The sequence below is a fragment of the Proteus vulgaris genome, from assembly GCF_023100685.1.
GTDB lineage: Bacteria > Pseudomonadota > Gammaproteobacteria > Enterobacterales > Enterobacteriaceae > Proteus.
The window spans coordinates 900,199-926,736 of sequence record NZ_CP090064.1 but is presented as its reverse complement, the minus strand read 5'-3'; the positions used below and the strand labels follow the sequence as shown (position 1 = coordinate 926,736).

General features: G+C 31.7%; 29 protein-coding genes and 1 pseudogene. 3 read left to right on the top strand and 27 right to left on the bottom strand.

Annotated elements, in window-relative coordinates; genetic code table 11:
* Positions 1 to 446 precede the first annotated feature (446 nt).
* Positions 447 to 1,244, bottom strand: a complete 798-nt coding sequence (gene mazG, locus LW139_RS04370) for a nucleoside triphosphate pyrophosphohydrolase (RefSeq protein ID WP_166540223.1) — start codon at positions 1,242 to 1,244, stop codon at positions 447 to 449.
* A 60-nt stretch (positions 1,245 to 1,304) separates the two neighbouring features.
* Here mazG and LW139_RS04365 point away from each other — a divergent pair, with 60 nt between their 5' ends.
* Positions 1,305 to 1,871 carry a colicin-like pore-forming protein gene (locus LW139_RS04365; RefSeq protein WP_166540224.1) on the top strand — a complete coding sequence of 189 codons (567 nt, stop codon included), beginning with the start codon at positions 1,305 to 1,307 and terminating at the stop codon, positions 1,869 to 1,871.
* 23 nt (positions 1,872 to 1,894) lie between these two features.
* Here LW139_RS04365 and LW139_RS04360 read toward each other — a convergent pair whose 3' ends face one another.
* The 4 genes from LW139_RS04360 to dgt all read right to left on the bottom strand — a co-directional run bounded on the left by LW139_RS04360 (position 1,895) and on the right by dgt (position 7,915).
* The gene (locus tag LW139_RS04360; protein ID WP_103005062.1) at positions 1,895 to 2,233 is read right to left on the bottom strand and encodes a colicin E1 family microcin immunity protein; all 339 of its coding nucleotides are present in this window, start codon (positions 2,231 to 2,233) and stop codon (positions 1,895 to 1,897) included.
* A 149-nt stretch (positions 2,234 to 2,382) separates the two neighbouring features.
* Positions 2,383 to 4,620 carry a GTP diphosphokinase gene (gene relA, locus LW139_RS04355; protein ID WP_227336489.1) on the bottom strand — a complete coding sequence of 746 codons (2,238 nt, stop codon included), beginning with the start codon at positions 4,618 to 4,620 and terminating at the stop codon, positions 2,383 to 2,385.
* Positions 4,621 to 4,691: 71 nt separating this feature from the next.
* Positions 4,692 to 6,017, bottom strand: coding sequence for a 23S rRNA (uracil(1939)-C(5))-methyltransferase RlmD (rlmD, locus tag LW139_RS04350; RefSeq protein WP_247850680.1), 1,326 nt, complete (start codon positions 6,015 to 6,017; stop codon positions 4,692 to 4,694).
* A 389-nt stretch (positions 6,018 to 6,406) separates the two neighbouring features.
* On the bottom strand, positions 6,407 to 7,915 hold the full coding sequence (gene dgt / locus LW139_RS04345) for a dGTPase (RefSeq protein WP_166540227.1): 1,509 nt from the start codon (positions 7,913 to 7,915) through the stop codon (positions 6,407 to 6,409).
* A gap of 127 nt (positions 7,916 to 8,042) precedes the next feature.
* Here dgt and mtnN point away from each other — a divergent pair, with 127 nt between their 5' ends.
* Together mtnN and btuF are read left to right on the top strand one after the other, a co-directional pair.
* Positions 8,043 to 8,738, top strand: coding sequence for a 5'-methylthioadenosine/S-adenosylhomocysteine nucleosidase (gene mtnN / locus LW139_RS04340; RefSeq protein WP_166540228.1), 696 nt, complete (start codon positions 8,043 to 8,045; stop codon positions 8,736 to 8,738).
* A gap of 104 nt (positions 8,739 to 8,842) precedes the next feature.
* Positions 8,843 to 9,670: a vitamin B12 ABC transporter substrate-binding protein BtuF gene (gene btuF / locus LW139_RS04335; RefSeq protein WP_227336487.1), complete on the top strand. Its 828-nt coding sequence runs from the start codon at positions 8,843 to 8,845 to the stop codon at positions 9,668 to 9,670.
* A gap of 12 nt (positions 9,671 to 9,682) precedes the next feature.
* Here btuF and LW139_RS04330 read toward each other — a convergent pair.
* The 22 genes and pseudogenes from LW139_RS04330 to LW139_RS04225 all read right to left on the bottom strand — a co-directional run.
* A pseudogene (locus tag LW139_RS04330) lies at positions 9,683 to 9,826 on the bottom strand (PAAR domain-containing protein); the annotation flags it as partial.
* A gap of 252 nt (positions 9,827 to 10,078) precedes the next feature.
* Complete coding sequence (locus tag LW139_RS04325) at positions 10,079 to 10,579, bottom strand: hypothetical protein (RefSeq protein WP_247850679.1); 501 nt, start codon at positions 10,577 to 10,579, stop codon at positions 10,079 to 10,081.
* A gap of 186 nt (positions 10,580 to 10,765) precedes the next feature.
* Complete coding sequence (locus LW139_RS04320; protein ID WP_247850678.1) at positions 10,766 to 11,716, bottom strand: hypothetical protein; 951 nt, start codon at positions 11,714 to 11,716, stop codon at positions 10,766 to 10,768.
* A 46-nt stretch (positions 11,717 to 11,762) separates the two neighbouring features.
* Complete coding sequence (locus tag LW139_RS04315) at positions 11,763 to 12,689, bottom strand: hypothetical protein (RefSeq protein ID WP_247850676.1); 927 nt, start codon at positions 12,687 to 12,689, stop codon at positions 11,763 to 11,765.
* A 23-nt stretch (positions 12,690 to 12,712) separates the two neighbouring features.
* A complete protein-coding gene (locus LW139_RS04310; protein ID WP_088493597.1) occupies positions 12,713 to 12,982 on the bottom strand; it encodes a PAAR domain-containing protein in 270 nt (89 codons plus the stop codon).
* A 49-nt stretch (positions 12,983 to 13,031) separates the two neighbouring features.
* Positions 13,032 to 13,985, bottom strand: coding sequence for a hypothetical protein (locus LW139_RS04305; RefSeq protein ID WP_247850674.1), 954 nt, complete (start codon positions 13,983 to 13,985; stop codon positions 13,032 to 13,034).
* A 141-nt stretch (positions 13,986 to 14,126) separates the two neighbouring features.
* Positions 14,127 to 14,915, bottom strand: a complete 789-nt coding sequence (locus LW139_RS04300) for a hypothetical protein (RefSeq protein ID WP_247850673.1) — start codon at positions 14,913 to 14,915, stop codon at positions 14,127 to 14,129.
* Positions 14,915 to 15,184 carry a PAAR domain-containing protein gene (locus LW139_RS04295; protein WP_247850672.1) on the bottom strand — a complete coding sequence of 90 codons (270 nt, stop codon included), beginning with the start codon at positions 15,182 to 15,184 and terminating at the stop codon, positions 14,915 to 14,917. Before LW139_RS04295 ends, LW139_RS04300 begins: the two co-directional genes overlap by 1 nt.
* Positions 15,185 to 15,233: 49 nt before the next feature.
* Positions 15,234 to 16,181, bottom strand: a complete 948-nt coding sequence (locus tag LW139_RS04290) for a hypothetical protein (protein WP_166539020.1) — start codon at positions 16,179 to 16,181, stop codon at positions 15,234 to 15,236.
* A 137-nt stretch (positions 16,182 to 16,318) separates the two neighbouring features.
* Positions 16,319 to 16,963 carry a hypothetical protein gene (locus tag LW139_RS04285; protein ID WP_247850670.1) on the bottom strand — a complete coding sequence of 215 codons (645 nt, stop codon included), beginning with the start codon at positions 16,961 to 16,963 and terminating at the stop codon, positions 16,319 to 16,321.
* A 96-nt stretch (positions 16,964 to 17,059) separates the two neighbouring features.
* Positions 17,060 to 17,998, bottom strand: a complete 939-nt coding sequence (locus LW139_RS04280; RefSeq protein ID WP_247850669.1) for a hypothetical protein — start codon at positions 17,996 to 17,998, stop codon at positions 17,060 to 17,062.
* 45 nt (positions 17,999 to 18,043) lie between these two features.
* Positions 18,044 to 18,697: a hypothetical protein gene (locus LW139_RS04275; RefSeq protein WP_247850668.1), complete on the bottom strand. Its 654-nt coding sequence runs from the start codon at positions 18,695 to 18,697 to the stop codon at positions 18,044 to 18,046.
* A 50-nt stretch (positions 18,698 to 18,747) separates the two neighbouring features.
* A complete protein-coding gene (locus LW139_RS20625; protein WP_348983671.1) occupies positions 18,748 to 19,335 on the bottom strand; it encodes a hypothetical protein in 588 nt (195 codons plus the stop codon).
* A gap of 441 nt (positions 19,336 to 19,776) precedes the next feature.
* Positions 19,777 to 20,421 (bottom strand): hypothetical protein, encoded by a 645-nt coding sequence (locus LW139_RS04265; RefSeq protein ID WP_247850666.1) that lies wholly within the window; start codon positions 20,419 to 20,421, stop codon positions 19,777 to 19,779.
* Positions 20,422 to 20,517: 96 nt separating this feature from the next.
* On the bottom strand, positions 20,518 to 21,462 hold the full coding sequence (locus LW139_RS04260; RefSeq protein ID WP_247850665.1) for a hypothetical protein: 945 nt from the start codon (positions 21,460 to 21,462) through the stop codon (positions 20,518 to 20,520).
* Positions 21,455 to 22,045 carry a hypothetical protein gene (locus LW139_RS04255; protein ID WP_247850664.1) on the bottom strand — a complete coding sequence of 197 codons (591 nt, stop codon included), beginning with the start codon at positions 22,043 to 22,045 and terminating at the stop codon, positions 21,455 to 21,457. The genes LW139_RS04260 and LW139_RS04255 overlap by 8 nt, the downstream gene beginning before the upstream one ends.
* A 79-nt stretch (positions 22,046 to 22,124) precedes the next feature.
* Positions 22,125 to 22,712, bottom strand: coding sequence for a hypothetical protein (locus LW139_RS20620; RefSeq protein ID WP_348983670.1), 588 nt, complete (start codon positions 22,710 to 22,712; stop codon positions 22,125 to 22,127).
* A 409-nt stretch (positions 22,713 to 23,121) separates the two neighbouring features.
* On the bottom strand, positions 23,122 to 24,048 hold the full coding sequence (locus LW139_RS04245; protein ID WP_247850662.1) for a hypothetical protein: 927 nt from the start codon (positions 24,046 to 24,048) through the stop codon (positions 23,122 to 23,124).
* Between the two features lie 23 nt (positions 24,049 to 24,071).
* Positions 24,072 to 24,341, bottom strand: a complete 270-nt coding sequence (locus LW139_RS04240) for a PAAR domain-containing protein (RefSeq protein WP_109407908.1) — start codon at positions 24,339 to 24,341, stop codon at positions 24,072 to 24,074.
* 25 nt (positions 24,342 to 24,366) lie between these two features.
* Positions 24,367 to 25,158, bottom strand: coding sequence for a hypothetical protein (locus LW139_RS04235; protein WP_247850661.1), 792 nt, complete (start codon positions 25,156 to 25,158; stop codon positions 24,367 to 24,369).
* The gene (locus LW139_RS04230; protein ID WP_247850660.1) at positions 25,158 to 25,427 is read right to left on the bottom strand and encodes a PAAR domain-containing protein; all 270 of its coding nucleotides are present in this window, start codon (positions 25,425 to 25,427) and stop codon (positions 25,158 to 25,160) included. Before LW139_RS04230 ends, LW139_RS04235 begins: the two co-directional genes overlap by 1 nt.
* 49 nt (positions 25,428 to 25,476) lie before the next feature.
* Entirely contained in the window at positions 25,477 to 26,430 is a 954-nt protein-coding gene (locus tag LW139_RS04225) for a hypothetical protein (protein WP_247850659.1), read from the bottom strand.
* Positions 26,431 to 26,538: the final 108 nt, after the last annotated feature.

Below are 26,538 nucleotides of genomic sequence, written 5' to 3'. Positions count from 1 at the left end.
GAACCTTATTTTCGCTACAAACATTCTTAGTAGTATAAAGTTCTTTTTCATCACGCCACTTATCCGTTTAAACACGAAAAAACAGTAAAAATTCAATAAACTAAACCCGTGAAAATATTTCTCAAGCATTTTAGCTTAATCCTTTCAGCTAAGATACCACTTTTAGAAAAGAGATGCTTTATTTTTTTCACGACATTAAGTGTAGCAGGTTTATAGCGAGATCTTTTGCTTATGATCATGCTTTTAATTTTTTTGAGGTTAATCACATTTTTAATGCAATAGAATGTAACTGCAATATTTAAAATTACCTAAAAACAAAAAAACGAAATTACCTTTTATAATTTCTATCTTTAAGAGTTTTTATAAAAATAGCTGAAAAAACGAGATGTTACAGGCTATTTTTATCGCATTTTATGTCACGCTGGCGTTAATTTGCGTGTCACAATTCACTCAATCTGTTGTTTCTTTGCTTTCTGCCAACAGATCTCCATCTCTTCCAATGAAGCATTTTCTATGCCTACACCTTTTTCTGAGAGCGTTTTTTCAACAAAACGAAAACGTTGTTCAAATTTTCGGCAAGCACGATTTAAGGCTTGTTCTGGTTTTTGTTTTAAGTGCCGAGATAAATTTACAACTGAGAATAGTAAATCCCCCAATTCATCTTCGATTTTAGACGCATCTTGGGGCGTTTTTTTCACTTCAGCCATCACTTCATCGATTTCCTCAAACACTTTACCTAAAACAGGTTCAAGTTCATTCCAATCAAACCCAACAGAAGCACATCGCTTTTGAATTTTTTCTGCTTTCATTAAAGCAGGTAATGTAGTGGGAATATCATCTAATAATGAAAATTGTGCTTTTGCCTCACGCTCTTGCGCTTTAAGTTTTTCCCAGCGATGTTTTTCTGTTGATAAATTGTTTTCGCTTTCAGAGGCAAAAATATGAGGATGACGACGTTCTAACTTATTACTAATGGCGTCACAAACATCATTAAAATCAAATAACTTTTGCTCTTGCGCCATACGTGAATAAAAAACAACTTGATAAAGTAAGTCGCCTAACTCTTCTTTTAAATCAGCAAAATCTTTACGAGTAATAGCATCTAACACCTCATACGTTTCTTCTAAGGTATAAGGTGCGATAGTGTCAAAAGTCTGCACTTTATCCCATTCGCATCCCGTATCAGGATCACGTAACTGCGCCATAATTTCTAATAAACGAAAGATTTCACGATTTTCTGACATCATATTGCCTTTTAAATAAGAGTGAGCTTTATCCTGTTTAACACATTTTTAGATAAAAAAATGCCGAGAACAGTTGTCTCAGCATCTTATCATTTCAAGCTCAAGATCTTAAAAATAACTTTTTTGAAAGAAGTGTTTAATGCTTATGGTGATAAAGCAAGGAAATTAGCGGAATCTTTAGCACAACAAACCAGAGGAAAAACTATCCGTAACGTTGATGATGCGCTAAAAGCTTACGAAAAATACAAAGCGGATATCAATAGAAGAATTAATGCCAAAGATCGTAAAGCTATTGCAACCGCATTGGAATCGATCAAACTCGATGATATAGCTCAAAAATTAAAAAAATTTAGTAAAGGTATGTTTTTTGTAAGTAAAGCCCTTGACGTCAAAGATTTATGGATAGAGTTAATAAAAGCAACAGAGACAGATAATTGGCGTCCATTTTTTGTTAAAGCTGAGACTATATTTGCAGGAATGGCGGCTACATCTGTAGCAGGATTTACATTTAGTGTGCTTCTAGGTGGTCCCATAGGGATATTAGGATATGGATTGCTCATAGCAAGTATTGGAGCATTGATTGATAACGACTTAATTGAAAAAGCCAATAATTTGATTGGTATTTAATTAATACTTTAAAGGTTGTTTATTTAGAAAAGCAACCTTTTCACTAACACGAATAATATAAAAATTATTGTAATTGGTATAGATAATAAAAACACAATGAAACTATATAAAGCCAAGCCACCAGCTTTACCTGCTGTATCTGAAAATAGTCCTCGATTCCAAAATTCTTTGGTAGTAAATTGAAGAAAAAAACATTCAATCCCCCATTTAGCCAACGGATATAGTCCAATACCAGCAATACTAATTAACAACATCAGACTTTCATACTTCAACTCATATTCTAAGCAAGAGTATAAAAATAGAGCACCAATAAACCACCCCCAACACATATTTTTAATATAATATTGTTTAGTTATCTTCATATTTATCTACTAGATCCCTTTTATTTAAAACCATATTTATTTTAAATAAACCATAACAATTTAATTACTAACTAAATATACAGTTTTTCTGATTTTTAGATAAAAAAATGCCGAGAACAGTTGTCTCGGCATCTTATCATTTTCATATTTTAGTGAGAAAAGCGTTTCGCTTCTATCACATCAGGCAACTGATTAAGTTTTGCCAAAATACGACCTAATACTTGGAGATTATAAATCTCAATATTCATGTCAATTGTCGCAATTTGTTGCTTCACATCACTACGGCTACTGACACCTAGCACATTAACTTTTTCATTTGCTAAAATAGTGGTGATATCACGCAATAATCCACTACGATCATTAGCAACAACACGAACGACTAATGAATAACCACTAGAGTAATTTTCTCCCCATACCGCATCAACGATACGTTCTGGTGCATGAGAAAGCAGTTCAGCAAGTTGTTCACAGTCTGCTCGGTGAATCGAAATACCTCGGCCTTTAGTAATAAAACCAACAATATTGTCACCTGGAATAGGTTGGCAACAGCGTGCTATATGGTGCATTAAGTTACCCACGCCTTCGACAACAATACTTCCACCAGATCCTGTGGCTCTTGGTGCTGGCGTTTTGTTCTCGAGTGTTCGCAGCGCTTCTTTATCTTCGTCTTCCGCAGTAGCTTTATTCAATCTACTTTGAATAAAATTCACCAACTGGTTGATTCGAATATCACCAACACCAATACCTGCTAATACTTCATCAACACTATGAACGTTATAACGTGCAATCAGCAGTTTCTCTGCTTCTTTCATGTTGATATCCATATGTGCCAATTCGTTATCTAAAATTTGGCGACCTGCAAGAATATTTTTATCGCGATCTTGCTTACGGAACCAGTTATGAATTTTCGCACGCCCACGACTTGTAGTGACATAGCCTAAGTTAGGATTTAACCAATCACGACTTGGATTAGGGTGTTTTTGCGTGATAACTTCAATTTGATCACCCATCTGTAATTGATAGCTAAACGGCACAATACGTCCGCCAATTTTTGCCCCAATACAGCGGTGTCCCACATCACTATGAATATGATAAGCAAAATCAAGTGGTGTTGAGCCTGCTGGTAAATCAACTACATCACCTTTTGGTGTAAAGACGTAAACCCGATCATCAAAGACTTGGCTACGGACTTCATCCAACATTTCGCCAGAATCTGCCATCTCCTCTTGCCATGCAATCAGTTTACGTAACCATGCAATACGGTTTTCATAACTGCCTGTACCGCCTTTCGTCGCAGCACCAGTTGCACCTTCTTTATATTTCCAGTGCGCAGCCACACCTAATTCTGCATCTTCATGCATTTGGCGAGTACGAATTTGGATCTCAACCGTTTTGCCTTCAGGCCCTAATACAACAGTATGAATAGATTGATAGCCATTAGGTTTTGGATTTGCGACATAATCATCGAATTCATCAGGTAAATGACGGAAATGAGTATGCACAATCCCTAATGCCGCATAGCAGTCTTGAAGCCGTTCAACGACGATACGTACCGCTCTCACATCAAATAACTCATCGAATGCGAGATTCTTTTTCTTCATTTTACGCCAAATACTGTAGATATGTTTGGGACGTCCGTAGATGTCTACATCGACATTCTCTTCCTTCATATAACCGCGTACTGTACTGACAAAATTATCAATATACTGTTCGCGATCGATACGACGCTCATGAAGCAAGCTTGCTATTTTTTTGTATTCATCAGGATGAAGATAGCGGAAACAAAAATCTTCTAATTCCCATTTTAATTGACCAATACCCAATCGGTTGGCTAATGGTGCATAAATATTAAAACACTCTTTAGCAGCCAGTACGCGCTCATCTTCAGTGGCATCTTTCACTTCTCGTAAATGGGCAATACGCTCTGAAAGTTTGATGACCACACAACGGAAATCTTCCACCATGGATAACAACATACGACGCACGTTATCCACCTGAACTGAGCTTGTTTCATTGGTATGTGTCGCTTTTAATTGGCGTATGGCGTCCATCTCCATAACACCACGCACTAAGCTCCAAATAGCATCACCAAAGTGTTCAGTTACGATTTCCTGATCAATAAGATTTTCTTCAACAAGCGGGAAAAGAAGCGCTGCCCTCATGCTGTCTTTATCCATGCTTAGTGTCGAAAGAAGCTCAACCATTTCAACACCACGCCATAATAACAGTTCGGCATCTTCACGCCCTTGAACAGTACGATGGCAGTATTCCCAGGTTTGCATGATTTCACTACCTGCATTGACATGGGTTAAGTTCAAGCTGTTGACCCATTTATCAACAGCAAACTCTCCTGCAGGTGTTAAGTGAGCACTTCTTACTGCAACCATATTCTCTCCCTACACGGTATAAATCTTATTTGCGACTTATTTACTGGCTAACTGTTCATTTTCAAATAAATTTACTTTCGACTAAACAGTGCCATTGATTCCAGATGACCTGTTTGTGGAAACATATCCAACATTTTTAAACCGGTTAACTGATATCCAGAATCTAATAATATCTTACTATCTCTGGCTAACGTGGTCGGATTACAGGAGACATACACGATTTTTTCTGCGGATAACTTCACAATATGTGACATTACCTCCAAAGCCCCTGCTCTTGCAGGATCTAACAACACTTTGTTAAATCCTTCTTTCGACCACGACATCGCAGAAAAATCGGCCGATAAATCTGCATGCCAAAAATGAGCATTACCTAATTGGTTTAGTTCTGCATTCTTTTTCGCCATTTCAACCAGCGCAGGTACACCTTCAATACCCACCACTTCACTGACACGTTTTGCGATAGGTAAAGTGAAGTTTCCCATACCACAAAACAGATCTAACACGCGATCTTCTGGTGATAAATCAAGCCATTCAATAGCTTGAGCAACCATCTTAGGATTTATTTCATCGTTTACTTGAATAAAATCAGTAGGTGCAAAACGTAAATTTAGACCTTCTATTTGATAGAAGGGTTCCTTCTCAATTGAAGTTAATCGTGCTATCTCGCTATTATCACCTGCAAGATACATCGTAACTTGATGAGTTTGAGAGAAATCACGCAAACTCTGTTTATCACTCTCTGGCAATGGTGATAAATGACGTAAAATCACCAACGGCCCATTATCAGCCAGCACCATTTCAACATGTCCTAAATCACGTACTGATGCTAATTGTTTAAGACATGCCCAAAGAGGAGACAATAAATCATTTAACTGAGGTTTTAATACTGGGCATTTTTTTATCATAACCAAATCATTAGAGCGTTCTTGGCGAAAGCCCATTACCAAGCCCTTTTCAGGCTGATAACGCAAACCCAATCTTGCCCTACGACGATAACCATATTCAGCGCCCGCAATAACAGGCTCTGCTGAAATCACCACCCCCGTTTCACGTTTAATAAGATGCGATAACACACCTGCTTTTGTTGTACGTTGTAGCGCAATAGGTACATGTTGCTGCTGGCACCCACCACAACGCTCATAATATTCACAATGAGGCGTTATACGCTGTTCACTGGTAGTTAAACGCTTAATAACTTCGCCTTTAGCAAACTGGCGCTTTTCTTCTGTTAAACGAATACGAGCAGTTTCTTGTGGGAGTAATCCTTTTACAAAAATCGTTTTGCCCTCAGCATGAGCAATACCTTGACCATTTGCATCCAATGCACTGGCGGTCACTTCCAGAGTTGTCGCCTGTTTTTTCGCAGGACGTTTTTTAGGGGAATAAAACTGCACCATAGTATTAAATTAAGTATCAATGACGGATTAACAGTGAAATGACATCGTTTTAGAATACGCTGTATGTTTTTCAGCGTTACATGAATGACTATGCATTTCAGAAGAAAACATGGGAAGAGTATAACATCGAACAAGTTATTTACTTAACTGATATAAGCAATATTTTTGTTAAATTGAGAAAACTTTTAATGATAACAACCTAAGACACTCGTTTTATGGATTTTATATTGTTCTATAACTAACAAATATTATATATAACTTTTATATTGAATATATTTACAATTAATAACATTAATTTTCTGTTATTTTAATAAATCTTTATTATCTCTAAGAAAAGTCTAAAAATTATCACCAATCAATTAGATAGCATTTTTCTTAATGATTACAAATTAATCACAAACCATTAATTTTCTATATTCTTCATAAGCATAATGATCAGTCATTCCACTGATATAATCTTGAATTAATCTGGTACGATAATAAAACTCTAAAATTTTTCCTCTTTCAGTATTTATATCATTTAGCTTTTCTAACATTTCGTTATAAGCCAGTTTATGTTTAACAGAAAGCTTATGATATAAACGCGTCTCAATGACATATTTAGGATGTTCGTTATATTTATGCAATCTTAAAAAATCTTCAGTTGATAATAAAAGCAAGGGCTTATAGATATCGAGTAATCCACTGATCACGCGATATCCTTTCATTTCAAGCTCTTCAACTTCAGGATGGCTAAACACCCATTTTTTAGCAACACTTTTTAAGGTTGTTAATAAACGATGCTCAGCACTATTCCCTTCCAATAAAGCATGGTTAAAACTTCCTTCATAAACTTGAGGAAGATTTTTTATAAATCGATATGCCGTATAAGGGACTAATTTCCCTGTAATATAAACTCGTAAATACATAAAGAATTGATCTTGCATACTGCGTTTGGCTTCATTTTGATCGACTTTTTTATAAGCACGATTCACAGTAATATCGAATAAATCACCTTCAGTCACATCACCATTTTCACGCCATGCATCTCGTAAAAGTTGAACAAGACGGTTGATATCAAAAATCCCCTTTTCTACCGCATCATCTAAATCCGCAATGCAATACGAGATATCGTCGGCAGCTTCCATAATATATGTGAGAGGAAAGCGACAAAATTCCCCCATATCTAATTTTTCTTGTACTTCTTTTACGAATGCTAATTCGGACCAGTAATACCCCGGTTTCTTCATTAAATAGCTATATTCTTTAGGGACTTCACCTTGCCAATAAGCGGGACGGGTATATTTTAATACACAGCCAATTTGAGCATAAGTTAAATTCAATTTAAGAAGATGATGCGCCATTCGAATAGCTTGAGCATTACCCTCAAATTGACATAAATCTTGGCGTAAAGTTTGTCGCAATTCATTTAATTGCACTTTAGCTGAATACTGCATAGGGATAAACGGACAACTATCAAATTCGGCTGTCGCCTCTGGTGATAATACTTTTTGAAACCAATGCTTAATCGCAGCCTCACCAAAATGACCAAAAGGGGGATTACCAATATCGTGCATTAAGCACGCCATCTCAATTAAACTTTCAAGGCTATCGATGCGATCAATTAAGCCATACACTTCAAGCTTATTTTGTTTTTTTAATTCACCGATAATTTGTTTAGCGATATAACGACCAATTTGCTGAACTTCAAGAGAATGAGTAAGACGGCTACGTACTGCGGAATTTTGCTCTAAAGGAAAGACTTGTGTTTTCTGTTGTAAACGCCGAATAGCTGCTGAGTTAATAATACGGCCACGATCACTTTCAAATTGACGAGAAACCTGTATTTCATCGTTAATATCGATATCACTGCTGTTATATTTGCGTTGATAATTTAACTTCAGCTTAAAATCGATCATTTCTGTCCTCTTTCTGGTTTCGATGAAACGAATTCTCTATTCTTTGTGTTATATCGTGTTTTTCCGATAGATGCTAAACTCTATTTAAATTTCTATTTATTATTAACCTACAAGTGAGTATGACACAATGAGAGTTGGCGTAATAGGTGCAATGGAGCAAGAAGTCACACTTCTACGTGAGAAAATTGAAGATTGCCAAATCTTATCTCGTGGCGGTTGTGAAATTTATACAGGCACAATCAATGGTGTTGATGTTGCATTATTAAAATCAGGTATTGGTAAAGTTGCGGCTGCGATTGGTACAACCTTATTGCTTGAGCATTTTCGCCCTGATGTCGTTATCAATACTGGCTCTGCGGGTGGTTTAGACTCAAGATTAAATGTCGGTGATATCGTTGTTTCAACAGAAGTTCGCTATCACGATGCAGATGTGACTGCGTTTGGTTATGAACCAGGTCAAATGGCACAATGCCCTCCTGCTTTTATTGCAGATCCTAAACTTATTAGCATTGCAGAAGAGTGTATTGAATCGCTAAAATTAAATGCTGTTCGTGGTTTAATTTGTAGTGGTGATGCATTTATTAATGGTGCAGAGCCTTTAGCGCGCATTCGTCGTACATTCCCAGATGTTGCTGCCGTAGAAATGGAATCCACTGCGATTGGTCATGTTTGCCATCAATTCAGCACACCATTCGTTGTGGTTCGTGCTATTTCTGATGTAGCTGATAAAGAATCGCATTTAAGCTTTGATGAGTTTTTATCTGTTGCTGCAGAACAATCAAGCTTAATGGTGACAGCGATGTTGGATAAATTAAAAGACTAATTAAGTCGAGATAATCCTAATATCGTTTTATCAAAACCCCACCTTTATTTTTTGTTTATTCTAAGATAAAAAATAGGTGGGTATTTTTTATTATCGGAAAAGTAATGCGTTTATTTATCAATCTTGGATTATTACTCTGTTCATTATTTTGGCTAAACTTTGCTATTGCTACCACGCCTGCTGATCGTGTTATTACGTTATCGCCATCAGCCACTGAAATGGCTTACGCCGCAGGTATGGGTGATAATATTGTCGGAGTTAGTGCTTACTCTGATTATCCAGAGGCTGCTAAAAATATTGAACAAGTCGCTAATTGGCAGGGTATTAATATCGAACGCATTCTATTATTAAAACCTGATTTAGTGATTGCATGGCAAGGCGGTAATCCACAACGCCCATTAGATCAGTTAAAAGCTTTGGGTATTCCTATCATTTATTCTGATCCACAAAGTATTGAGGAAATCGCAGACGATCTCGTTACTCTTTCCAGCTATAGCCATCATCCTGATATTGCGATAAGAAATGCACAACAATTACGCCAGCAATATCAAATATTACAGCAACAATATGCATCAACTATATCGAATCAACCCAACAAAAAAGTGTTTATTCAATTTGGGATGCAGCCGTTATTTACTACATCAAACAGTACATTACAAAGCCATATTACCGAACTTTGTGGCGGTGAAAATATCTTCGCTAATAGCCCTGTGGCATGGCCTCAAGTAAGTCGTGAGCAAGTACTTACAAAGCAACCTGATTTAATTATATTCAGTGGTAAAGCAGATCAAATACCTACAGTACGAGCATTTTGGCAACCTCAGCTTACTGTACCGATTATTGCTATTGATGAAGACAGTTTTAGCCGACCTGCACCGCGTATTATTAATGCGGCACAGCAAATTTGTGAAGCAATAGCAACGAACCATTAGCAAAATAATTAATTACTCAATAGCCACTAATACACAACCCTTTAAACAACCGCATTGCACTTTATGCCCTTCTAATGCGACGGGGGTAGTGTTTATTTTCATCATGGAATCCCCCTCAATAATTTTGCCTTTTTGCTGACAAGCAGGGCAATAAACTTCGCCATCAAAAATATTCAAATAATCTTTATTTATTTAATAAACTTACTTTTTAAATATTTACTCATTCCTTTCTCTATTAATTTTAATGGTATTTCATAATGAATAATATATCCATCATCATTAAATTGGATCACTTTATTTTTATCAATTAAAATAAAGAAAACATTTCCATTAAAAAATGCTATATTTCTTCTTCAGCAATAAAGAATCTTTAATATAATATTTTTTATTTTATCACCTTTAATTAATTTAACCTTTCACTTTAAAGTATAAATTATTCTTTCTAAAAAAATACTCGATATGTTTAGTTAAATTAACTAAATCATTATAAGCGATTGGACCAAATTGAGGCATATTCTCAGCTATATATTGATCCACAGAGTAAGTTGTTTTATTTATTTTTTTCATTTTCTCTTTTTTATCTTGTACATACTTAGTTAAAATACAGTAGTTTATGCCTTTACAATATTCTCTTTTTTTTGAAATTAAAACCCAATCGACATCGCCTTGATAACTACTTATAGCTTGAGTTAACATTTCTATAATTTTTGGATTTTTATTTTTAAATCTAAAACTTGTAAACGGAGGATAAGATGAATGATCTATTATTTCGAGTTTATTACTTATTAATATATATGGATATCTGTGTTGATATTTCTTCCATTCAAGCTCATCCAGTTTAGATATAAATTTTAATAATATTGATCCATCATTGACACCCTTTATATTTTTGTTTTCCTTTAACAACATACTTAAATAAAAATATTAATATAGTTTATTTATATTACAATAATCCAACACTAATTTAAGCTCATCTTCAAGGAACTCTATTGCTTCCATATAGAATTCCTGAAGAATATTGTCCTTAATTATCTGTTTGCTTTTTGCCGTCAGTATCATTTTATAACAAAAGCCTTAGTTTAATTTTAATCAAGATTAAAATAATGTATGAATGACTTTTAGCTCTGGGTTTATTTTAATTAAATCATCTGTAATTTGATGATAAATTTCAGGCATAGTCTCTAACCAACCCACCATATCAGGACGATGATCGATAGCCATCGGTGTTTTTAATAATGGATGATCGATTATAGGGGTATTTAAGCCATGACGAGCACGAAAATTTTTCACGGCTTGATATTCAAAAGGCCAAGCAATGAGTATTTCCATATCAACTTCATAACCTGTTGCACTTTGCTCATTTTCATTATTTCGAAATAATGCTGACCACTGAATATGCTTGTCGCATAATTCTATTAACCATGGGATTAGAATTTCATCATTTTCACAATAGAGAGCCTCTTGGCAAAAGCGTTGATAAAAAGGATCAATCGGAATGCCCGCACTTTCCCAATCAATAGTTTCTTTCTTTTCACTGGCTAACATTTCAATCGCTAATACGCCTAATTTTTGAGGTCGCGTATACATAGGAAGTGAGTTTGCCATTTTACCTGATTGAATATTTTCTATTATTTTATCGTAACAAATTTCACTGGACTTAAAATAATTACAAGCAAAATTCATTAATAAGATTTCACCTTGTTCTGCAAGATTTAAAAAATTTCTCTTTCTATTAAAACAATTAAAATAATCCAAAATAAAATATATATTTTTATGATAAAAAAATCGCTCAAAAGAACATGGTACTTTATTTGTATTTTTATATATTTGATATATATATATAATAGAAATAGCACTGGATTCAATTTTTAAAATTGTCATATACCTTATATATTTATCCTTGTGAGAACTATTATCATTTTGCAGTTTCAAAACATTATCAATAATCTCTTCATTAATTAACTCTTCAATATCAGAGACATCTCTAATTGTTTTATTAACTACTTCTTTTTCAATGTATTTTAAAACTTTATTGACTCTAACCATTTTCAATCCCTTCTATATATTTATTATTTTTCTTTAGTCAAATGTGCTACGCATTTTTTACTTTCTTTTTATCAATTTCGGCTAAAATACAACTTATTTGTTGCTCAAAATCAGTAGGGAGTGGGTTTTTATTAAACCAAACAAGCGGTTTTCTTCGACTATAATTAGTCTGGCTAATTGCATCTCGACCTTCTTTCATAAACGTATTAATAAAAGTCACAAAATGCTTATTTTCAGCCGTTCTACTCACTAAAAGACCTGTTGAGTATGAAATATTGGGTTTAAAATAACCTTCTATTAATTTTCCTGTTTTTTTATCAAGACAATAAAGTTTTAAGAACATTAATGTACCTGCATAACCAAATTCAGCATTACAATAACGTGTCACTAATAACTGTCTGGAATTCCAGACATAAAGAATTTGCCGTTTTCTATCTACTTTTAATACCACCCAAGGCATATAAAAAATAATCAGCCCCATTAGTATCATTCCAATTAATGGCATAGAAAATAATGCAAGCTCTTGATAAATTGCATTTTTTGTTCCTTGATAAAAATTACCAGAATAATACGCTTTTAAGTAATCCCAATAAGTGACTTTTTGGTTAAAATATGGCTTGTATGCATCATATATTTCTTTCCAACTATTGCTAACTACAGAATATTCTTTATCATAATCTTTCTCATATATTTTCACACTTTCTTCAAATCTTATTGTTCCATAATAAATTCGTTCACATTTATCATGTAATAAATAAACAAAACTAAAAAAAAGCACAATAAAAATGGGAATAGCCATATTCTTGATAATATTTCTATTAGGAGAATCAATTTCACATTTATCTTCAGCTAACTCATTTAAAAAATCAAAGTCTTTTAACTTAACACTTGAGTTATAGTTATCATTATCTTCCTTAAAAAAATTCATTTCTATTTTATGAGGATGATTTGTACCACTAAATAAACTTGCCATTATCTTTCCATAAAAATGATTAATTACTCAATAGCTACTAATACACAACCCTTTAAACAGCCGCATTGCACTTTATGCCCCTCTAACGCGACAGGGATATTGTTTATTTTCATCATGGTATCCCCCTCAATAATTTTGCCTTTTTGCTGACAAGCAGGGCAATAGACTTCATCACCTAAACAGGCTATTTCATGTGTTTGTTTTGCTAATAAAGAACCGCTTAATACGGTTCCTTTAGTATTGGTGGTATCATTTTTTAAAATGATTTTTCGTCCTTGAATTGTGCTACGCATGTTTATATATCCTTTTATAAACTATTAACAGTAAACTTAGCTAAAAAATCTAAATAGAATGCTTAATTGCTTCCGATAATTTATCTTCGATTTCTTTACAAGGTGGCAGCTCTTTATCAACCAGAACAACTTGTTGTTCTATTTGTTTATCAAGATCTTTGGGAATAGGCGCTTCTCTAAAAATAGAATATTTTTTTCTTGTGTACTTACCTTCAATCAAAGGTGCTAATCCATAAAATAAATATTTGGTAATATATCCTAATCCCCATGCTTTATCATTACTACTTCCACCGCCTAAAAAACTAAACATCGTTAAGTTTGGATAATATTTATGTTCTATCAACTTATTATTTTCATCAACTCGATATAAAATAACTGCTAATGTTGGTTTCATATCTGAAAAATTGATTTGAGAATATTTAGCAACATAAACATTCATTTTCATATCCCAAGTATAAAATAATTGTTTTTCTCGGTCACATATTAGATAAGGTCGATTTCTTGCAATAAATCCAAAATAGATCATTGGTAATGAACATAATAGAGGGGCTAAAGATAAGAATAATTCAAGAGCAATACTTTTTTTGTATAGAAAGTCATTGTTATAGTAATTATAATGCCAAAAATCAAAAAAAGAGAGGTGGCCATTTTTTATATAAATATCTTCATAAGACTCTTTTATTTCTCTTTTTTTTGAAATAAAAAACTGCTCGCTTATTAAACTTCTTTTATATTCTAAACTATTTAGAAATCTTTTTTCAGTTTGCTTCCAAGGTTCAATATAAATTATTTTAACGCCATAGCTGAAAGCCCAAAGTAAACCGATAACAAAAGGGATCGCTAACATAGTCCTGCCATTAGAAAAAGCATGGCGTATGACTAATCGTAAATTATCTATTTTTTCCACAAAATCAAGCGCACCAGCTTGATATTGAGTCATTTTTGATGTTTCTGTTTGTAATAGTGATTCACAGTGATCACTGAGTTTGTGTTTTTGTTCCATCGTGGATATCAATCTATATTAATTATCAATAAAGAACCGCTTAATACGGTTCCTTTAGTATTGGTGGTGTCATTTTTTAAGATGATTTTTCGTCCTTGAATTGTGCTACGCATTTTAACCTATATTTTAAAATAGAAATAATTACTTAATTAATGAGAGTAATTTTTGGTAATTAGGATTAGATTCATTAGTTATTTCTTGTGTACCATCAGAGTAGTAAAATGTTCGTTGGATACCTTTTGTTTTACGTTCTGCAGGATATTCCGAGTAAACGACCGCATCGGTATGTATAATTGGATTCCAAGTAATCTCTTTAGCATCACGTGATTTATAGAAAAGATAGAGTTCCTTCCCATATAACCATAAAGTTTTCCCTTTATTATCTTTATATAAATGATTAACCCAAGGAAAATAATGTTCAGATATATTAAAATCACCATTCTTACTAATAACACTTCCAATTGTTCTTTGTGCTTTATTATTATCAAAAATAATAATTATTCCAGAGCCTATACTCTCAGATATATTTTCATCAAAGTGGTTATTGATTTTTAAATCTAAACCTAGTGTGATATTACTTAATTTCCAATCACATTTTCCGCCACCATTAATAGGTAATTCAATACTATAAAGAGAATCCACATTTTCTTTTTTTAAAGTATCTGTATAATAATTAGCTCCTAAAGTAGGGTATTTTTCTCTACTACCATTTATCTTAGTTGACAAACAAAGATTTGAACGATACATAATTTCAATTGGTGAAAGCTCAGCGACATCGGGTACATCGATGGTAATTTTTACTGTTCTACCATTTTCAGGAGGGGAGAATGTCCTGTCTATTTGGGGCGTTAATATATTGCATCCAGTTAAAAGTAAACCCATCACCGCGATAGATAAAAGAAATAGCTTATCGATAACGTATTTATTCATTATTCTATTGCCACTAATACACAGCCATTTAAACAACCGCATTGCACTTTATGCCCCTCTAACGCGACGGGAGTATTGTTTATTTTCATCATAGTATCCCCCTCGATTATTTTGCCTTTTTGCTGACAAGCAGGGCAATAGACTTCATCACCTAAACAGGCAATTTCATATGTTTGCTTTGCTAATAAAGAACCGTTTAACACGGTTCCTTTAGTATTAGTAGTATCATTTTTTAAAATGATTTTTCGTCCTTGAATTGTGCTACGCATGTTTATATATCCTTTTATAAACTATTAACAGTAAACTTAGCTAAAAAATCTAAATAGAATGCTTAATTGCTTCCGATAATTTATCTTCGATTTCTTTACAAGGTGGCAGCTCTTTATCAACCAAAACAACTTGTTGTTCTATTTGTTTATCAAGATCTTTGGGAATAGGCGCTTCTCTAAAAATAGAATATTTTTTTCTTGTGTACTTGCCTTCAATCAAAGGTGCTAATCCATAAAATAAATATTTGGTAATATATCCTAATCCCCATGCTTTATCATTACTACTTCCGCCTCCTAAAAAACTAAACACCGTTAAGTTTGGATAATATTTATGTTCTATCAACTTATTATTTTCATCAACTCGATATAAAATAAGTGCTAATGTTGGTTTCATATCTGCAAAATTAATTTGAGAATACTTAGCAACATAAACATTCATTTTCATGTCCCAAGTATAAAATAATTGTTTTTCTCGATCGCATATTAGATAAGGTCTATTTCTAGCAATAAAACCAAAATAGATCATTGGTAAAGAACATAATAATGGAGCTAATAGTAAAAACAAATCTAAAATAATGCTTTTCTCTCTTATAAATGAATTGCTATAGTAATAATAGTCCCAATAATTTATAAAAGAAAGTTTTCCATTCTGAATATATTTTTTTTCTAATTCATCATTATCCCTATGCTGGGGTAATATAAATATATTATTCTTATTATCTTTCTTATCTAATATTCTAAGGAAAAGAGATTCTGTATTTTTCCAAGGATCAATATAAATTGTTTTAACACCATAGCTAAAAGCCCAAAGTAAGCCGATAACAAAAGGGATCGCTAACATAGTCCTGCCATTAGAAAAAGCATGGCGTATTACCAAACGTAAATTGTCTATTTTTTCCACAAAATCAAGTGCACCTGCTTGATATTGAGTCATTTTTGGTGTTTCTGTTTGTAGTAGTGATTCACAATGATCACTGAGTTTGTGTTTTTGTTCCATCGTGGATATCAATCTATATTAATTATCAATAAAGAACCGCTTAATATGGTTCCTTTAGTATTGGTGGTATCATTTTTTAAAATGATTTTTCGTCCTTGGATTGTGCTACGCATTTTTAGTTTTCTTTTTATTATTAATTAATTCCCTGAGATTATTCCAAACTGCCAAGGAATTAGTTCTGGAAAATCTAATTTTCCATACCACTTTGGCCGTAATATATCTTGAAAACAACCTAATTCATCAATATATTGAGCTACTATACATAGATAAGTAATAGCACTTTTATTTATAGATAAAGGTTGAATATTTTTAATAGCATTATTAATAAATAATTTTTTTTCCTTTTGCAGTTCTTTAAATCGACAAAGAGGATCTTTAAAAATAAACTTATCAATCTCTTTTTCTAATGTTGATTGTCCGGTATTGATATAAAAGTAACTGTTTTTAACATCCTCAATAAAATAATCAGTATTTTCTTTTACTATTAAATCTTTTTTAAGTCTGATTTTTTCTTGTAACCAAGATTGACTTTCTTTATTTTTATAAGTGATAACGTTGTTCATGTTTATTTCTAATTCTTTATAAAAAAAAGACTTTTTATAAAACTGACCAAAATAAATCATTAATACAGTTTGAAAAACACATAAGTATTGGCTTGTACGATGTTGTTTATCAAAATAGTGATAATTTTTTTTCAAAATTTCTAATAGTACTTTTTGTTTAATATTATAATAATCCAACACTAATTTATGCTCATCTTCAAGGAATTCTATTGCTTCCATATAGAATTCCTGAAGAATATTGTCCTTAATTATCTGTTTGCTTTTTGCTGTCAATATCATTTTATAACAAAAGCCTTAGTTTAATTTTAATCAAGACTAAAATAATGTATGAATGACTTTTAGCTCTGGGTTTATTTTAATTAAATCATCTGTAATTTGATGATAAATTTCAGGCATAGTCTCTAACCAACCCACCATATCAGGACGATGATCGATAGCCATCGGTGTTTTTAATAATGGATGATCGATTATAGGGGTACTTAAGCCATGACGAGCACGAAAATTTTTCACGGCTTGATATTCAAAAGGCCAAGCAATGAGTATTTCCATATCAACTTCATAACCTGTTGCACTTTGCTCATTTTCATTATTTCGAAATAATGCTGACCACTGAATATGCTTGTCGCATAATTCTATTAACCATGGGATTAAAATTTCATCATTTTCACAATAGAGAGCCTCTTGGCAAAAGCGTTGATAAAAAGGATCAATCGGAATACCCACACTTTCCCAATCAATAGTTTCCTTTTTTTCACTGGCTAACATTTCAATCGCTAATACGCCTAATTTTTGAGGGCGCGTATACATAGGAAGTGAGTTTGCCATTTTACCTGATTGAATATTTTCTATTATTTTATCGTAACAAATTTCACTGGACTTAAAATAATTACAGGCAAAATTAATTAATAAGATTTCACCTTGTTCTGCAAGATCAAAAAAATTCTTATCTCTTTCAAATTGATCAAAATAATCTGATACAAAGCATAGATTTTTATGATATAGAAAACGTTCTAGAGAATAAGAAATCTCATTTTTCCTTCTATAAGTTTGAATGATGTAAATAAGGGCAATACCCGATGAATTAAAGTTAATAGTAGATATATAATCAATATACCTATCTTTATTATTTGAATCTAACTCACTAATAATTTCATAAAAGTCTTCATTAATAAGGTTGTTAATACCAATCACATCACGAATAGTTTCACTGACTATTTTTTCAACATATTTTATAGCTTTATTAGCTCTATTCATTTTAAATCCTTCTATATATTTATCATTTTTCTTTAGTCAAATGTGCTACGCATTTTTTACTTTCTTTTTATCGATCTCAGCTAAAATACGACTTATTTGTTGCTCAAAATCAGTAGGGAGTGGGTTTTTATTAAACCAAACAAGCGGTTTTCTTCGACTATAATTAGTCTGGCTAATTGCATCTCGACCTTCTTTCATAAACGTATTAATAAAAGTCACAAAATGCTTATTTTCAGCCGTTCTACTCACTAAAAGACCTGTTGAGTATGAAATATTGGGTTTAAAATAGCCTTCTATTAATTTTCCTGTTTTTTTATCAAGACAATAAAGTTTTAAGAACATTAATGTACCCGCATAACCAAATTCAGCATCACAATAACGTGTCACTAATAACTGTCTGGAATTCCAGACATAAATAATTTGCCGTTTTCCATCTACTTTTAATACTACCCAAGGCATATAAAAAATAATTAGCCCCATTAATATCATTCCAATTAATGGCATAGAAAATAATGCGAGCTCTTGATAAATAGCATTTTTTGTTCCTTGATAAAAATCACCAGAATAATAAGCTTTTAGGTAATCCCAATAAGTAACTTCTTGATTAAAATAAGGATAAATTTTATCATAAACTTTTTTCCATTCTTCACTGATATTTGAATATTCTTTTTTGTAATCCTTTTTAAAAACATCTACCATTTGCTGAAAATCTTCTTTTCCGTAGTAAATACTTTCAATTTTAATCAAGACTAAAATAATGTATGAATGACTTTTAGCTCTGGGTTTATTTTAATTAAATTATCTGTAATGTGATGATAAATTTCAGGCATAGTCTCTAACCAACCCACCATATCAGGACGATGGTCGATAGCCATCGGTGTTTTTAGTAATGGATGATCGATTATAGGGGTACTTAAGCCATGACGAGCACGAAAATTTTTCACGGCTTGATATTCAAAAGGCCAAGCAATCAATATTTCCATATCAACTTCATAACCTGTTGTACTTTTCTCATCAACATCATCACCAAATAATGCTGACCACTGAATATGCTTATCGCATAATTCCATTAACCACGGGATTAGAATTTCATCATTTTCACAATAGAGCGCTTCTTGGCAAAAGCGTTGATAGAAAGGATCAATCGGAATGCCCGCACTTTCCCAATCAATAGTTTCCTTTTTTTCACTGGCTAACATTTCAATCGCTAATACGCCTAATTTTTGAGGTCGCGTATACATAGGAAGTGAGTTTGCCATTTTACCTGATTGAATATTTTCTATTATTCTATCGTAACAAAGTTGGCTAGACTTAAAATAATTACAAGCAAAATTCATTAATAAGATTTCACCTTGTTCTGCAAGATTTAAAAAATTTCTCTTTCTATTAAAACAATTAAAATAATCCAAAATAAAATATATATTTTTATGATAAAAAAATCGCTCAAAAGAACATGGTACTTTATTTGTATTTTTATATATTTGATATATATATATAATAGAAATAGTACTGGATTCAATTTTTAAAATTGTCATATACCTTATATATTTATCCTTGTGAGAACTATTATCATTTTGCAGTTTCAAAACATTATCAATAATCTCTTCATTAATTAACTCTTCAATATCAGAGACATCTCTAATTGTTTTATTAACTACTTCTTTTTCAATGTATTTTAAAACTTTATTGACTCTAACCATTTTCAATCCCTTCTATATATTTATTATTTTTCTTTAGTCAAATGTGCTACGCATTTTTTACTTTCTCTTTATTATTAATTAATTCCCTGAGATTATTCCAAACTGCCAAGGAATTAGTTCTGGAAAATCTAATTTTCCATACCACTTTGGCCGTAATATATCTTGAAAACAACCTAACTCATCAATATATTGAGCTACTATACATAGATAAGTAATAGCACTTTGATTTATAGATAAAGGTTGAATATTTTTAATAGCATTATTAATAAATAGTTTTTTTTCCTTTTGCAGTTCTTTAAATCGACAAAGAGGATCTTTAAAAATAAATTTATCAATCTCTTTCTCTAATGTTGATTGTCCGGTACTGATATAAAAGTAACTGTTTTTAACATCCTCAATAAAATAATCAGTATTTTCTTTTGCTATGAAATCTTTTTTAAGGTTTATTTTTTCTTGTAACCAAGATTGACTTTCTTTATTTCTATGAAAAATAACGTTATTCATATTTATTTCTAATTCTTTATGAAAAAAAGTTTTTTTATAAAACTGACCAAAATAAATCATTAATATATTTTGAAAAACACATAAGTATTGGCTTGTACGATGTTGTTTATCAAAATAGTGATAATTTTTTTTCAAAATTTCTATTAGTGCTTTTTGTTTAATATTATAATAATCCAACACTAATTTATGCTCATCTTCAAGGAATTCTATTGCTTCCATATAGAATTCCTGAAGAATATTGTCCTTAATTATCTGTTTGCTTTTTGCTGTCAATATCATTTTATAACAAAAGCCTTCGTTTAATTTTAATTAAGACTAAAATAATGTATGAATGACTTTTAGCTCTGGGTTTATTTTAATTAAATCATCTGTAATGTGATGATAAATTTCCGGCATAGTCTCTAACCAACCCACCATATCAGGACGATGGTCGATAGCCATCGGTGTTTTTAGTAATGGATGATCGATTATAGGGGTACTCAAGCCATGGCGAGCACGAAAATTTTTCACGGCTTGATATTCAAAAGGCCAAGCAATGAGTATTTCCATATCAACTTCATAACCTGTTGCACTTTGTTCATTTTCATTATTTCGAAATAATGCTGACCACTGAATATGCTTATCGCATAATTCCATCAGCCATGGGATTAGAATTTCATCATTTTCACAATAGAGAGCCTCTTGGCAAAAGCGTTGATAAAAAGGATCAATCGGAATGCCCGCACTTTCCCAATCAATAGTTTCCTTTTTTTCACTGGCTAACATTTCAATCGCCAATACGCCTAATTTTTGAGGTCGCGTATACATAGGAAGTGAGTTTGCCATTTTACCTGATTGAATATTTTCTATTATTTTATCGTAACAAATTTCACTGGGCTTAAAATAATTACAGGCAAAATTCATTAATAAGATTTCACCTTGCGAAGCAGGATTTAAAAAACTTTTTTTCCTATTAAAACAATTAAAATAATCCAGAATAAAACATATATTCTTATGATAAAAAAATCTCTCAAAAGAATATGGTACTTTATTTATATTTTTATACAATTGATATATATATATATTGGATATAGTTTCAGAATCGAAGTTTAAAGCTGACATATAATCAATATATTTATCTTCATTATTTTTATTTGATTTTAATTTTTCAATATTTACATTAAGATCTTCATTAATTAACTCTTCAATATCAGAGACATCTCTAATTGTTTTACTAACAATCTTTTCAATATATTTTATAACTTTACTAGCTCTATTCACCGTTAAGCCTCTCTATTATATAGAATTGATTATACTTAGAAACATTAAATTTATTATCAATACCGACCGTCAATTTAAACCCAACTAAATTTACTTTATTAATATCTTTATATATATCAAGTAAAATATCTCTTTCTTTTTTTCCTAAATTATACTCATTATCACCGTGTTTAAAAGAGTTTTGAGCTAATAAAGAATGTTTACTTATATTACCTATATAGTCTTTTGGGAAATCACTAGCTTTTCCTCCTGTGGGCGTTGAATTAGCACCAAATTTCTCTTTCATCACTGTTTTGATTTCAAAAGTCACCCAATCTGGCGGAGGTGGAGTCGGTTCTATCTTACAAATCAGATCTATTCCTTGTCCTTTTTTATTTTGTAATGCTATCATTTTTTCAGGATCAAAGCTTTTACCATATAAAAGGTTTGATATATCTGTATTGCCATTTTTAATCCTAGATTCTTTGTTAGCAAGTGGTGCCTTCCCACTTCTGGTTTTTAAAAATAGCTTATCAAATAAGGTTCCCTTTTTAATCTCATTAATAACGTGGCTTTCACCTACATACCCAACAAAGTGAGCCAACTTTAATGATGCGACGCCATCATAAAAAAGATTGGACTGTAATATCTTATTAAGATCATGATGTGATTTTAAATTAATACTAAAATAATGTATGAATGACTTTTAGCTCTGGGTTTATTTTAATTAAATTATCTGTAATTTGATGATAAATTTCAGGCATAGTCTCTAACCAACCCACCATATCAGGACGATGGTCGATAGCCATCGGTGTTTTTAGTAATGGATGATCGATTATAGGGGTACTTAAGCCATGACGAGCACGAAAATTTTTCACGGCTTGATATTCAAAAGGCCAAGCAATCAATATTTCCATATCAACTTCATAACCTGTTGTACTTTTCTCATCAACATCATCACCAAATAATGCTGACCACTGAATATGCTTATCGCATAATTCCATTAACCACGGGATTAGAATTTCATCATTTTCACAATAGAGCGCTTCTTGGCAAAAGCGTTGATAGAAAGGATCAATCGGAATGCCCGCACTTTCCCAATCAATAGTTTCCTTTTTTTCACTGGCTAACATTTCAATCGCTAATACGCCTAATTTTTGAGGTCGCGTATACATAGGAAGTGAGTTTGCCATTTTACCTGATTGAATATTTTCTATTATTCTATCGTAACAAAGTTGGCTAGACTTAAAATAATTACAAGCAAAATTCATTAATAAGATTTCACCTTGTTCTGCAAGATTTAAAAAATTTCTCTTTCTATTAAAACAATTAAAATAATCCAAAATAAAATATATATTTTTATGATAAAAAAATCGCTCAAAAGAACATGGTACTTTATTTGTATTTTTATATATTTGATATATATATATAATAGAAATAGTACTGGATTCAATTTTTAAAATTGTCATATACCTTATATATTTATCCTTGTGAGAACTATTATCATTTTGCAGTTTCAAAACATTATCAATAATCTCTTCATTAATTAACTCTTCAATATCAGAGACATCTCTAATTGTTTTATTAACTACTTCTTTTTCAATGTATTTTAAAACTTTATTGACTCTAACCATTTTCAATCCCTTCTATATATTTATTATTTTTCTTTAGTCAAATGTGCTACGCATTTTTTACTTTCTTTTTATCGATCTCGGCTAAAATACAGCTTACTTGTTGCTCAAAATCAGCAGGGAGTGGGTTTTTATTAAACCAAACAAGCGGTTTTCTTCGACTATAATTAGTCTGGCTAATTGCATCTCGACCTTCTTTCATAAACGTATTAATAAAAGTCACAAAATGCTTATTTTCAGCCGTTCTACTCACTAAAAGACCTGTTGAGTATGAAATATTGGGTTTAAAATAACCTTCTATTAATTTTCCTGTTTTTTTATCAAGACAATAAAGTTTTAAGAACATTAATGTACCCGCATAACCAAATTCAGCATCACAATAACGTGTCACCAATAACTGTCTGGAATTCCAGACATAAATAATTTGCCGTTTTCTATCTACTTTTAATACCACCCAAGGCATATAGAAAATAATCAGCCCCATTAATATCATTCCAATTAATGGCATAGAAAATAATGCGATATCTTGATAGATGGCATTTTTAGTTCCTTGATAAAAATCACCAGAATAATACGCTTTTAGGTAATCCCAATAAGTAATTTTTTGGTTAAAATATGGCTTGTATTTATTAAATACAATTACCCAATCTTCACTTAATTCTAAGTTATTCTTATTATATTTATTCTCAACCAAAATAACATCATCAATAAACCCCCTCTTCCCATAATAAATTTTTTCATATTTATCATGTAATAAATAAATAAGAGTAAAAAAAAGCACAATAAAAATAGGAATAGCTATATTCTTGATAAGATTTCTATTAGGTGAATCAATTTCACATTTATCTTCAGTCAATTCGTTTAAAAACTCAAAGTCTTTTAATTTAATATTGGAATTATAATTATCATTATCTTCCTTAAAAAGATTCATTTCTATTTTATGAGGATGATTTGTACCACTAAATAAATTTGTCATTATATTCCCATAAAAATAATTAGTTATTCAATAGCCACCAATATACAACCCGTTAAACAGCCGCATTGCACTTTATGCCCTTCTAACGCGACTGGAATATTGCTTATTTTCATCATGGAATCCCCTTCAATTATCTTGCCTTTTTGCTGACAAGCAGGGCAATAGACTTCATCGCCTAAACAGGCAATTTCATGTGTTTGTTTTGCTAATAAAGAACCGCTTAATACGGTTCCTTTAGTATTGGTAGTATCATTTTTTAAAATGATTTTTCGTCCTTGAATTGTGCTACGCATGTTTTCAACATTTTAATTTATAGAATCATGATTGAATTAGAGATAATAACTTTTTATAATTTGGTTTTGACTCATTATTAACTTCTTTTGTACTATCAGAGTAATAAAATGTTCGTTGGATACCTTTTGTTTTACGCTCTGCAGGATATTCAGAATAAACGGTCACATCAGTATATATAATTGGTCTCCAAGTAATTTCTTTAGCACCACGTGATTTATAATAAAAATATAGTTTTTCTCCATATAGCCACAAAATATTTCCTTTATCATTTTCATATTGTTTATTGACCCAAGGAAAATAATGAGAAGAAATATAAAAATCACCTTCTTTATTAATAGGTTTTTCGCCTATTCTTTGAGGCTGATTATTATCAAATATAATAATAACTCCAGCACCTACTACATCAATGATACTATTAGAAAAATATTCATTGTTTTTTAAATTTAGATTTAAAGTAATGTTACTTAATTGCCAATCACATTTCCCACCTCCTCTATAAGGGATTACTGCACTATATAATGAACTATTACCTTCTTTTTCTAACAAAACCATTTCACTATTAAAACCAGAAACAGTATATGTAGGTACTTCATTATTATTATATGTTTTTCGGCAAAGGTTTGAACGATACATAACCTTCATTGGTGAAAGCTCAGCGACATCGGGTACGTCGACGGTAATTTTTACTGTTCTACCATTTTCAGGAGGGGAGAATGTCCTGTCTATTCGGGGTGTTAATATATTACAGCCAGTTAAAAGTAACCCCATCACCGCGATAGATAAAAGAAATAGCTTATCGATAACGTATTTATTCATTATTCTATTGCCACTAATACACAACCCTTTAAACAACCACATTGCACTTTATGCCCCTCTAATGCGACGGGAATAGTGTTTATTTTCATCATAGTATCCCCTTCTATTATTTTGCCTTTTTGCTGACAAGCAGGGCAATAGACTTCATCACCAAGGCAAGCTATTTCATAAAGTTGTTTCACTAATAAAGAACCGCTTAATACGGTTCCTTTTGTATTGTTGGTATCATTTTTTAATATAATTTTTCGTCCTTGAATTATGCTACGCATGTTTATATATCCTTTTATAAACTATTAACAGTAAACTTAGCTAAAAAATCTAAATAGAATGCTTAATTGCTTCCGATAATTTATCTTCTATTTCTTTACAAGGTGGCAGCTCTTTATCAACCAAAACAACTTGTTGTTCTATTTGTTTATCAAGATCTTTGGGAATAGGCGCTTCTCTAAAAATAGAATATTTTTTTCTTGTGTACTTGCCTTCAATCAAAGGAGCTAATCCATAAAATAAATATTTGGTAATATATCCTAATCCCCATGCTTTATCATTACTACTTCCTTCTCCTAAAAAACTAAACATCGTTAAGTTTGGATAATATTTATGTTCTATCAACTTATTATTTTCATCAACTCGATATAAAATAAATGCTAATGTTGGTTTCATATCTGAAAAATTAATTTGAGAATATTTAGCAACATAAACATTCATTTTCATATCCCAAGTATAAAATAATTGTTTTTCTCGATCACATATTAGATAAGGTCGATTTCTTGCAATAAATCCAAAATAGATCATTGGTAATGAACATAATAGAGGGGCTAAAGATAAGAATAATTCAAGAGCAATACTTTTTTTGTATAGAAAGTCATTGTTATAGTAATTATAATGCCAAAAATCAAAAAAAGAGAGGTGGCCATTTTTTATATAAATATCTTCATAAGACTCTTTTATTTCTCTTTTTTTTGAAATAAAAAACTGCTCGCTTATTAAACTTCTTTTATATTCTAAACTATTTAGAAATCTTTTTTCAGTTTGCTTCCAAGGTTCAATATAAATTGTTTTAACGCCATAGCTGAAAGCCCAAAGTAAACCGATAACAAAAGGGATCGCTAACATAGTCCTGCCATTAGAAAAAGCATGGCGTATGACTAATCGTAAATTATCTATTTTTTCCACAAAATCAAGCGCACCAGCTTGATATTGAGTCATTTTTGGTGTTTCTGTTTGTAATAGTGATTCACAATGATCACTGAGTTTATGTTTTTGTTCCATCGGGATATCAATCTATATTAATTATCAATAAAGAACCGCTTAATACGGTTCCTTTAGTATTGGTAGTATCATTTTTTAAAATGATTTTTCGTCCTTGAATTGTGCTAC